Below are 10,725 nucleotides of genomic sequence, written 5' to 3'. Positions count from 1 at the left end.
TTAATGAAAATTTTAGTTTTAGCTACTGATTATCCTAGACCTGATGGTTATGTTGCTCAGTACTTTATTCATACAAGAAATATTGAGTATGTAAAAAAAGGTCTTGAAGTTACGGTGATGTCATTTAGTACACCTATAGCTTATTGTATTGATGGAATACAGGTAATTACAAAAAATAATGTTGATGTAAGTAATTATGACATTGTCGTTTCTCATGCACCAAACTTAAGAAATCATTATTTATTTTTAAAAAGAAACATGGGAAAAATCAAGAATTTAATTTTCTTTTTCCATGGACATGAGGTTTTGAAATCAAATGAAATATACCCCGAAGCATTTCATTATGTCACTAAATCCTCAAAACTAAAAAAAGTTACTCAGAACATTTATGATGAAATTAAGTTAAGTATTCTAAGAAACTTTATCGAGAAACATATTTATAAAATTGAAATGGTTTTTGTAAGTGAATGGATGCAAGATATGTTTGACAAATATATTAAGCTTAAATTACCTAAAGAGATAGTTAATAAAAAAAGTCATGTGATTTACAATAGTATTGGTTCAATATTTGAAAAACAAAGATATGATACTGTGATTGAGAAAAAGTATGATTATATTACTATTAGAAATATGTTAGATAAATCTAAATACGGGATTGATATAGTTGTTAGTTTAGCTGAAAAAAATAAACAATCTAAATTCTGTATTGTTGGAAAAGGTGAATTTTTTAATCATTATAAACTACCACAAAACATAGTTTTAATTGAGAAGCATTTAACCCATGAAGAAGTGATTGAATTTCTTAACCAATCAAAGGTCGCATTAATGCCTACTAGGGCGGATGCACAGGGCGTGATGGCATGTGAAATGGCTACGTTTGGAATTCCGTTAATAACATCTGATATCGATGTTTGTAGACAGATTTTTAGCGGCTTTGACAATGTAAAATTAATTTCTAATAATTCATTTTCAAAAATGGACGTTGATAAATTTATGGTTGAGTTAAATATAAATTCTAAAGATATTCCCAAGAAATTTTTGGTAGAAAGTACTATCAACAAAGAGTATGAACTCTTTAATAAAGTAATTTAAGGAGCGCGTATGAATGAACTCTTAAGTATATTACAGTTACTCATTATTTTAGGGATCTTCGGGTATGAAATTCGTCTAAAAAGTTCAGCATCATTTCTTTGGGGGACTCTTACGGTATTATTTGCTATACCCCATTTTTTGTCTACTATTTGGAGAAATCAAAACTTTTCTGAAGAAGTTTTAACTATAGCAAGTTTATATGTAATTGTGTTTTGCATAGTTTATATTTTTACTAGAATAATTGTTTCAAGTTTATCTTTTAAAAGTGAATTTATGAATTCCAACACTACTGTAAATATTTTGTCTGACCTAACAAATGATAAAAATATAAATGTACAACGCTTAATGAAAACTCTATTTGCCATTTTTGTTTTGAGCAACTTATTGCTGATTATTCATACAATTAGTCATTTCGGAAGTCTTTCGGGAGCTTCTTGGTTAGGATATTATAACTTGAATAAAGAACAAGGTGTTTTTAATTTATACCGTTTTTCACAATTTTTATATTTTGCATCATCTCCAATACTTTTTATGTATTTGGTTAGAGGAAAGAGAACAATAAGTATTATTATGATACTTTTAATTTTATTTTATGTTTGGTTAACAGGTAACCGTATTACAGTTTTACCACTGTTAGTTTCTTTATTAACATATGTAATTTTAAAGTCTGAGAACAAAAAAAAATATTTATTATTTGGGGGGATAGTAGGGATAATTTCTATCTATCTTATATACTTTTTAAGATTGATCAGACTATATGGAAGCGGAGTAGGGTTGTTTAGCGAATTAAGTATATTTGAAATAAATGATTTAGTGATTAGTATGCTATTGAATGGTGATGGTGAACTAGGTCTAAGAAATGCTTTTTACTACTTCATAACTTATAATAATGACTTTCCTGGTTTTGGAGAAGGAAATACATATAAGAGATTATTTTTTATTTTGATTCCTGGATTCCTTATCAGTGGTATAAAACCTCCTGACTTTGCAATTACTATGGGACAAGCTTGGATGAATAATTACTCTAATGATAACTTTTCGATGCATCCTACTCTATTTGGTGATTCTTTCGCTAATTTTGGATTTGCAGGTGTTTTTGTAGGCTTTTTATGTGCTTTTTTTGTGATATTGATGGATAAGTTAATATTAAATTCTAAAAAGTACATTTCAGGTGTTTTGTACGTATCTATTGGTATAATGTACGTTGTTATTGGAAGAGGATCGATTTACAATGCGATATTTTCATTTATAGTTACTTTAGTTATTCTATCTGCAGTTTTGATCTTTAATAAAATCAGATTAATAAAATATTAATGAGGGTGATTAACTTGAAATATATATTTTGCTCTTTAGGATTTATTTTTGAAAATATCAGGAAGATTATTGACTTTTCTTTAAAGGAGTATAAAACTTTTCAAATAAATAAGCATGGTTCAAAAGCTCTATGGATTGGTCCGAAAACAATAATTAGAAATCCGAATAATATTCATATAGGACTAAATACTTATGTATCAAGTGGGCTTTTACTCGCAGGGGAAAGAAGTAAAATCATTATAGGTGAGAACTGTCTATTATCAAATGATATTCATATAAGAACTGATTATCATTTGTACAAAGACTCTCAATCAACTATTTTGGAACAAGGACATGGTGAAAAGAGTATTGAGATTGGAGATGACGTATGGATAGGTCACGGTGTACAAATTATGCCAGGCGTTAAAGTTGGAATGGGGGCAGTATTAGCTGCCGGCTCTGTTGTCACAAAAAATGTACCAGATTTTTCTGTAGTGGCAGGAGTTCCAGCAAGGGTTATTAAGTTTAGAAGTACCCCTTTAGATGTCAATAATAACGCACTGGAGTAACTATATGAAAAAAGCAGTAGTATTTTTAATGATAATTTCATTGTTATCAAAGGGCTTTGGATTTATTCGAGAATTAGCTTTATCATATTATTATGGTGCATCATTAATAACTGATGCCTATTTTGTTTCTCAAACAATACCCTTCATTTTATTTTCTTTATTCGGTCTTGCAATTTCAATTGGATATATTCCGATAACCCAACGAATATCAGTTAATAAAAGTGAAGACTTCGCTTTAAAATTTACAAATAATTTAACTAATTTATTCTTATTGTTTACAATTATGTTGGTAATTATTTTTCAAGTCTTTGCTTATGAGATTGTTAGAGTATTTGCAATCGGATTTGATTATTCTACATTAGATTTGGCAGTTCAATTTTCACGAATTACAATTATTAGTTTAATTTCCTTGAGCGCGATCTCAGTGTATTCTGCTTTTTTACAGTTAAAAAATAAATTTTTAATGGTTTCTTTATTTGGTTTTATTTTCAATTTTTTAGTTGTACTTTCGATTATATCTTCAGATTTTTTTGGAATGAAATATATATTAGTGTTGGGCGGGTTATTTGCTATATTTCTTCAGCATATTTTGACACTCAAATACGCTAAGTCTAACGGACTGGATAGATCACTAATCTTTAATCTGAAAGATGAGAATTTGAAAGAATTATCTAAAATTTCCGCTCCATTACTCTTGGGACTTTCTGTCATACAATTAAACGTTCTTATTGATAAAACTCTAGCTTCAACAATTATTGAAGGTGGTATTTCTGCCTTAAACTATGCAGATAGGTTAAACTCATTTGTTCTAAGTATTTTAGTCATGTCTCTCTCTACAGTTATTTATCCACAGTTAAGTAGATATATTAACTCTGGGAAAATTGAAAAAGTAGAAGACACCTTAGTATACTCATTTAAATTAATATTAATTATACTTACTCCAGTCATGATAGTTACGTTTTATTTTTCATTAAATATAGTCGAATTATTATTTGGAAGAGGACAATTTGACAGTGAAGCAATAATTTTAACTTCAGAAAGCTTGAGATTTTATTCAATAGGAATTGTAGCTATAGGGTTGAGGGAAATTCTTACACGAGCATTTTACTCATTCGAAAATAGTAAATCTCCTATGATAAATTCAATTTACGGTATTGTAATAAATATAACTTTAAGTATTATACTTTCCTATTACTTTGGTTTAAAAGGTCTTGCACTTTCCACAAGTGTTTCAGCAATATTTGTGTGTTACTTATTAATAAATGAGTTGAAAAGTAAATATGGAATAGATTTATTTAAATTATTTGGAAATGATTTCAAAATAATTATTCTGTACAATTTATATCTTGCATTATTTTTATTTCTTAGTTTTCAATTTATAAATGAAGATATTTATATTATAACTATGCTTGTAATTTCTATTAGTGTTTATTTGGCTGCTATTAACTATAGCGGTATTCTTGGGAAAAACGTATTCAGTCTAATAATTAAAAGATTACAAAAAGGGGATTGAATTATATGAATGCTATTAACCTCCAAAAAGTGGGACACTATTTTTATGTCAACAAAATACCTTTTTTACCCAAGTTGATTTATTATATTACATATTTTGTGTTCAACTCAAGTATTCCACCTTCAGTTGTGATAGGTAAGAACACTAGATGTGCATATGGTGGAATTGGAGTAGTTATTCAAGATCAAATGATAATAGGTGACAATGTAATAATTGGTCAAAATGTTACATTAGGAGGGAATTTTGGATTTGGAAGATCGAAAATAGGAAACAATGTATACATTGGAGCCGGCGCAAGGATTATAAGCTCTGATATTGGTAGTAATGTTGTGATAGGCGTGAATTCAGTTGTGATAAATAAGAATATACCGGATAATTCAGTTTTTGCAGGAATACCTGCCAAATATATAAGAGAATATGATGAAGAAATTCATACTTTTGGAATTAATAGGAACTAAAATTTTTAGTAATTGAACTTATGTGAAAGTATCTCAAAAGCGTATAAAAAACTACGACAGTTATTTGGATGTATAGTGCAAAATAGGAGTGGTTCTTACGCAATGTTGGTAAGTCGTCGTTTCAAAATCTATTCAATTTTCTTTCCTAAACTATGAAACAGATGCGATTGGTCACTCACCTGTTGAATCGAACTGATTGTCTCCCGGTGCTCGATTGATCCGTCCCGAGCCACGACCTGGAGTGTAGGATGTAAACGAGTCCAGGCACAGCCGGTGTCGGCATCCTTAGAGGAAAGCGAAGCAATTTGGCGTGTGGTCTCCAAGTCGCAGACGATTGTCCCATACTTTTTATGTTATCCGGTGAAGATACGTGTGGACCAGGCAGGGACGTCACAGAAGAAACGTCTCGCCCGAACTCGTACTGCTGTACATCCATCCCTAATACACACTCATCTTTCAATGTTCTGATGTATTTGCTATGAACACTGGGTGAGCTATTAGTGTAATGCGGGCAGTGTGCACAAGATTCTCTTCCATGACAAACGAACCGATATGCTTCATCACAACGGTTTCACGTCGGCTATTTTTAGTGCTGGAAAAAAACTCGCTCAACATCTTGAATCTCTTCAACCCTTTTAGTGCACTAATTCTCGAAGACGGACTTCATCAAAAGTGAGGAAGAACCATTTTAACAGCGGTGATTACACAAACCATGGACAAGCAATACTTTCGCATAGGGCATGGATGCTCGGGATTCGACGAATTTCTTCGAGTACATATTTGGGCGTGAAACGAGACGAACAAGGGGTATTAATCGCTCATTCTTGGACCATGTCAGGAGGAAAATTTGTCACTGGTGAGAAGGGACATGAATCTTTCCGCGTGACACAAACATTTTATAGATGAGAGCGAACACTCTATGATGGATGTTCGCTCTTTTGGTTCATTATTTCTTAGTCTTCAAAAAATTGTGCACCTCCCGATTCTTCTCATTCAACACTTCGATCGTCTCTTGATTCTGTTCTTTCGAGATGTGCAGATACAACTCGGTCGTCTCGGTCGATGCATGACCGAGTAATCGACTGATCTTTGTGACTTTGACATCGGCGTTATAGAGCTCCGTTGCGAAGCTGTGACGGAGGACGTGGCTCGTTATTCCGAATCCGAGCTGCTCCTCTGATACTTCCAAGAGATATTCATTCACATAGTTCGCGCGGACTTTTGTGCCGCTTGGCATGATGAACAAGTATCCCGAGTCCTTATCTGATTTTGGCCGCTCGACCTGAATATAACGCTCCAACGATTTTCGGATACGATTGGTCATCGGCACTTCCCGCATTTTATTCCCTTTCCCATGTCGAATGATGATGTCGTTCGACTCAAACGATACGTCCTCGAGTTTTAAATCTAATGTCTCACTGATTCGGAAGCCCGCATCGCAGCCAATCAAAAAAATGTTATACAATGTCGCATTGTGTGCATGGTGCAGTAGCTGATTCACCTGTTCCCGATTTAAAGTCACATATTCTCGTTTTGCTTCGGCACCGGGTACGTTGACGAATACGAACGGATTATATGTGATCCATCCTCGTTTGACCGAGTAGGACATGAACGACTTGAGTACACTCACATATTTTTTAATCGTGTTGGACGCAAGCTCTTCATCTACTAGTTTGTCTCGATAAGGGAACGCGTGGTCAGTTTCATCCACGTCTTTTAAGAAAATCACGTTAGACTGCTGCATCATCTGTTCGAATCGACGCAACGTGTTCCGATACGTCTTCACCGTCTCGGGTGAGCGTTGTTGCCGAATCTCTACATCTTCCAAGTAATGCGTGATCGCTTCTTTGATTTGAATCGGTTCCATTGTTTTCACTCCTTCGAATACAACTCTTCTCGCAACTCACGTTGAACGTCGGCCTTATACGCCCGCAATCGGCTTGCGGAGTAGTCGAGCGTCTGTTCCGTGCCGTCAATCAGGTGACAGAGAAGTTCGAAGTGGCGTGGGGATAGGTTCTTTCGCTGTTCGTCGAGCCAGTCAAACAGATGGCGCTCGGATGTCATGCATTGCTCAGGGATCCGTTCGGCGACGACCTCATGTTTCAAGTGCCGCGCGTTCTTTTGCTGATGATTCAGGATCGCCCCACGGATGCGCTGGAAGCAGTACGTCTTCGATAGCGTACAGCCTCGATTCAAGGCTTCCCATAGGGCGATGCGTGCAATTTGGACACAGTCGTCCTGCTCGTTCGAGTGGATGTTCAAGTGGCGGATGACGTAATAGATCATCGGCTCCCATTCTGCAATTTGTTCGTCAATCGTTTTCATCGTCAATTCTTTTCCGAGCGCTCTTTCGTATTCCTAGGTTGAAGCGAGTATAAACGCTATTCCCCCCGCCTAGCGACCGCCCTTATCACACATAAGCCCAGGGGATATCTCCGATAACATGGGGATTAAGGTGACAGAGGCGTTAGGCATTGGTGTAACAACGACAGAAAGGAGAAGAATAGCGTTTCTTTCCTGTTAGCGTTGTATTAACCAGGTGAATCATTCGATGTGATCATTTGGAACAGATGAAAAAATGAGACTTTCCGTCCTACCCATAGATCATTTATGAAGTGAGATCCTCATTTTCCTGACGATAATTGAGACAATTAAAACATCTTGAATGATTTGGAAAACTAATTACAAAAAACGATTTGCTTCTATTGTAAAAAAAGGTGAAAAAAGTTAAGGTGACAAAGGAGAGATATACAGTTTTTCTGAAATAATAAAAAGATGGTGAGGGTTTTTGGTTTGAATAAATTTTTCATGGTGTTGCTGGCATGTGTGCTTGTCTTGAGTGGTTGTGCCACGAGCACTTCGGATACGTCTATGCAGACGCAGGAAACAGTTGTTGAATTAGGTGAGACGAGCTTTGATTTGTCGCTTGCGACATTTGAGTACGATAAAGAACAGAATGATTTATTGATTGAATATGATACGGGATTACCTGATCAAACAGAGGTCATCATTGGGATCAATCCGGGATTTCCTTCAGGAGATCAGTATGATAACTACGGGAACTATACGACTAATTTGATGAGAGAAGTGCATACGATTGTAAAAGATGGCAAAATCTCATACAACATAACGGACCAAGAATTTGGAACCTATAAGTTACCATCAGGAACGTATTATTTACGAGTAGTCATCCCGATGTCAGAGACGAAAAACCCAAGTTTTTACCAACAGATTGAAACAGAAGAAGATTTCTTGGCCATCTACCCGAATGCCGAATTTTCTGAGGAACAGCCCACTGAGTACTCATTCTTTGACCGAGATGAAGAGGTTGAACGTTGGATTTATTTTTATGATGAGAGTATCTCTTTAGAAAATGCTCATTCGCTTGATGAGATTCAGAACTCGTTCACGAAAGTTGATTATCGAGAGATTGATAAAAATCCGAGTAAGTTTGAAGGGGAACGCGTCGAATTTACGGGAACGGTTTTAGAGATTCATGAAAGCCGTGAAAGTCTTGAAGGCATGCTGAACTACCATGCATACCTACGTTTAGACGTCGGCGTCAATGATGTGGTTTATGTGGATTACTATAGCGCCCTGGGAACAGATGGGTTATATGAAGATGATGTCGTGACTTTACAAGGACGAATGACCGGCAGTGAAACATATGAGTCTGTGGCAGGGCATCAAATCACGATTCCCTCCATGGAGGCAATGACTTTCGTAAAACAATGACGTAGCCAATCGATACACGCAAGAATGTGGAGGTGAAACACCCTCCTGTTCTTGCGTTTTTTTATGTTCTGAACTACGAGAAGTCACGAAAAATGGATTAGGAATGACTCGTCCTTGAGATTCACATCGTCAAAGAAATGTCTTGGCGTCTGAAATACTTGTGCTATGCTTTTGGTGGAAAACTGTCAAAGGTGGAATGCATAATGACGGAACGACAGCAAAAGCTACTCGCGTTGTTACAACATAAAGAATGGATGTCGACGAAGGATATCGCTTGGGCGCTCCATTGCTCGGAACGAACGGTCCGGACCGAGCTGCGTGCGCTCGAGAAACTGTCCGACGTGCAGATCGAGACGAGTCGGGGGAAAGGGGTGCGTCTCCTTGAGAACCATTACGTCCCGAAGCAGGAGGCGGAGCACGATGAGGGGCGCGTCGAACAAATCCTCATCCGACTCTTGTTTGACGAGATTGCGTCACTTGCCGCCATCGCCAGCACCTTCTATATCAGTGAGGCGACGGTCAAACAAGACATCGATACGATCGAACAGATGCTGAAGGACGCACACTTCACGTTTGATCGCCGACATTGTCGCGTCGATGGGGAAGAGCTCGTCAGGCGGGAATGGTTGACCCAGTTGTTAGTGAAGACGCGTTCACCTCAGGCACATGCGCAAGACGTGAGACTCATTGAAACGTTCCTAACGGATTGGGAACGAGAGGTCGACAAACAATATTCCGATACGGCGTCCGAACTCTTGCAGGCACGCTTGCTCGTGTCGCTCAAACGGATGCGACGCCGCGCCTACGTGACCTTATCACCATCAGGGCTCGAGATGGCACGTGCGACACGCGGGTTTGATACACTGATGCGCCGGATGGATACGTTGGAGCAATCGCTCGGGATGAAGATCCCGACAGAAGAGCGGGCTTACTTCATGCTGGCGCTATCGGGCGCGCAAGAGTTCAATCCGTCCGAAGACGATGTGACGATAGAAGTCGCACGAGCCGCCAATCGGTTCGCTCTCGCCGTGAACGGGACAATTTATGGGGGTGCCTTACAGCGGGAGTTATATCGGTCGCTCCTCGCCCACATCCGGCCGATGGTGTATCGCCAACTAATCAAGGCGTATGTAGAAAACCCGCTCCTCGATCAAATCAAACGTCGCTTCACGGCCACTTACGCTGCCGTCTTGCGACATGCCTCGATCCTAGAGAGCGAGCTCGACCTGTATGTCACGGAGGATGAAGTCGGATTCTTGACGCTCCATTTTCAGACGATGCTCGAAGAACGTCGACGCCAGGAGAAAAAACGGATTCTTCTCGTGTGTACATACGGGATGGGGACGAGTAAATTGATTGCGGCACGACTCCACAACCAGTTTCACGACGCCATTCACATCGTTGGGTATTCGTCGCTGCGTGAGCTCGAGAAACAGATCGAACGGCATCAGCCAGACTTGATCGTATCAACGGTCCAGCTAGGAGAACGGGAGACTCCGGTCCATGTCGTATCCGCCGTCTTGACCGAACAGGACGTGCAACAATTGAGACAGCTGATCGGGGTGAACGGGAACACGTACGCGACCATCGCCTCACTCGTCGGACACGTTCAATTCGTCGATGACGTTTTGTCACGCGGTCATGCCTTACACGTACTGATGGAAGCGGCACATATTGATGAACGCTATTCTAAAAGCGTATACAATCGTGAACGGAACGGTTCAACCTCGATCGGGCAGAGTGTCGCCATTCCACACGGGGACCCGGAGCTCGCGACGACGAACCGAATCGACGTGCTCGTGTCGCGGACACCGATCGCATGGGGGGACGAACAGGTCCGTCTCATCTTTCTCCTTCAATTCCGGGATTCGGACCAAACCTTCTCGACCCATCTGTTTGAGGAGATTGCCGCATTGACGGAAAATCCGAAGCTCGTCCGAGAATTAGTCGAGTCGAAAGACCCGCGTGCCTTCCGTGATCTGCTGTTGCCGTAGTCAACGGCAAAACGTTATCTGAAACCCCTTTCATATTCGAGTAAAGTATACATGTACCCAAGCACGGATCC

The 10,725-nt window shown here is 38.6% G+C and carries 9 protein-coding genes and 1 pseudogene; 8 read left to right on the top strand and 2 right to left on the bottom strand.

The window, feature by feature from the left end; genetic code table 11:
- The first annotated feature begins 3 nt into the window (after positions 1-3).
- The 6 genes and pseudogenes from KNP04_RS04830 (at position 4) to KNP04_RS15480 (ending at position 5,831) form a co-directional block, all read left to right on the top strand.
- Complete coding sequence (locus KNP04_RS04830; protein ID WP_214874856.1) at positions 4-1,092, top strand: glycosyltransferase; 1,089 nt, start codon at positions 4-6, stop codon at positions 1,090-1,092.
- A 9-nt stretch (positions 1,093-1,101) separates the two neighbouring features.
- Positions 1,102-2,406, top strand: a complete 1,305-nt coding sequence (locus KNP04_RS04825) for an O-antigen polymerase (protein ID WP_214874855.1) — start codon at positions 1,102-1,104, stop codon at positions 2,404-2,406.
- A gap of 350 nt (positions 2,407-2,756) precedes the next feature.
- A pseudogene (locus KNP04_RS15525) lies at positions 2,757-2,915 on the top strand (DapH/DapD/GlmU-related protein); the annotation flags it as partial.
- A gap of 43 nt (positions 2,916-2,958) precedes the next feature.
- Positions 2,959-4,467, top strand: a complete 1,509-nt coding sequence (murJ, locus tag KNP04_RS04815; protein WP_214874853.1) for a murein biosynthesis integral membrane protein MurJ — start codon at positions 2,959-2,961, stop codon at positions 4,465-4,467.
- Between the two features lie 5 nt (positions 4,468-4,472).
- Positions 4,473-4,925, top strand: a complete 453-nt coding sequence (locus KNP04_RS04810) for a serine O-acetyltransferase (RefSeq protein ID WP_214874852.1) — start codon at positions 4,473-4,475, stop codon at positions 4,923-4,925.
- 744 nt (positions 4,926-5,669) lie between these two features.
- Entirely contained in the window at positions 5,670-5,831 is a 162-nt protein-coding gene (locus tag KNP04_RS15480; protein WP_353047913.1) for a lasso peptide biosynthesis protein, read from the top strand.
- Positions 5,832-5,871: 40 nt separating this feature from the next.
- Here KNP04_RS15480 and KNP04_RS04800 read toward each other — a convergent pair whose 3' ends face one another.
- Both KNP04_RS04800 and KNP04_RS04795 read right to left on the bottom strand, forming a co-directional pair.
- Entirely contained in the window at positions 5,872-6,792 is a 921-nt protein-coding gene (locus tag KNP04_RS04800) for a tyrosine-type recombinase/integrase (protein ID WP_214874850.1), read from the bottom strand.
- Between the two features lie 5 nt (positions 6,793-6,797).
- The gene (locus tag KNP04_RS04795; protein ID WP_214874849.1) at positions 6,798-7,250 is read right to left on the bottom strand and encodes a sigma factor; all 453 of its coding nucleotides are present in this window, start codon (positions 7,248-7,250) and stop codon (positions 6,798-6,800) included.
- A 468-nt stretch (positions 7,251-7,718) separates the two neighbouring features.
- Between KNP04_RS04795 and KNP04_RS04790 the strand changes: the two genes are divergently transcribed.
- Both KNP04_RS04790 and KNP04_RS04785 read left to right on the top strand, forming a co-directional pair.
- Positions 7,719-8,660 (top strand): hypothetical protein, encoded by a 942-nt coding sequence (locus tag KNP04_RS04790; protein WP_214874848.1) that lies wholly within the window; start codon positions 7,719-7,721, stop codon positions 8,658-8,660.
- 203 nt (positions 8,661-8,863) lie between these two features.
- Entirely contained in the window at positions 8,864-10,654 is a 1,791-nt protein-coding gene (locus KNP04_RS04785) for a BglG family transcription antiterminator (RefSeq protein WP_214874847.1), read from the top strand.
- Positions 10,655-10,725 lie beyond the last annotated feature (71 nt).

It is taken from the genome of Exiguobacterium sp. CH10, from assembly GCF_018617635.1.
In the GTDB taxonomy this organism is placed as follows: Bacteria; Bacillota; Bacilli; order Exiguobacteriales; family Exiguobacteriaceae; genus Exiguobacterium; species Exiguobacterium aestuarii_A.
The sequence above is the reverse complement of the archived record's forward strand: the minus strand, read 5'-3'. Positions and strand labels throughout refer to the sequence as shown.

What these genes read in the sequence shown, in the direction of transcription:
- KNP04_RS04830 (WP_214874856.1), top strand. Translation starts at nt 4, where the DNA reads ATGAAAATTTTAGTTTTAGCTACTGATTATCCTAGACCTGATGGTTAT.
- KNP04_RS04825 (WP_214874855.1), top strand. Translation starts at nt 1,102, where the DNA reads ATGAATGAACTCTTAAGTATATTACAGTTACTCATTATTTTAGGGATC.
- murJ (WP_214874853.1), top strand. Translation starts at nt 2,959, where the DNA reads ATGAAAAAAGCAGTAGTATTTTTAATGATAATTTCATTGTTATCAAAG.
- KNP04_RS04810 (WP_214874852.1), top strand. Translation starts at nt 4,473, where the DNA reads ATGAATGCTATTAACCTCCAAAAAGTGGGACACTATTTTTATGTCAAC.
- KNP04_RS15480 (WP_353047913.1), top strand. Translation starts at nt 5,670, where the DNA reads ATGCTCGGGATTCGACGAATTTCTTCGAGTACATATTTGGGCGTGAAA.
- KNP04_RS04800 (WP_214874850.1), bottom strand. Translation starts at nt 6,792, where the DNA reads ATGGAACCGATTCAAATCAAAGAAGCGATCACGCATTACTTGGAAGAT.
- KNP04_RS04795 (WP_214874849.1), bottom strand. Translation starts at nt 7,250, where the DNA reads ATGAAAACGATTGACGAACAAATTGCAGAATGGGAGCCGATGATCTAT.
- KNP04_RS04785 (WP_214874847.1), top strand. Translation starts at nt 8,864, where the DNA reads ATGACGGAACGACAGCAAAAGCTACTCGCGTTGTTACAACATAAAGAA.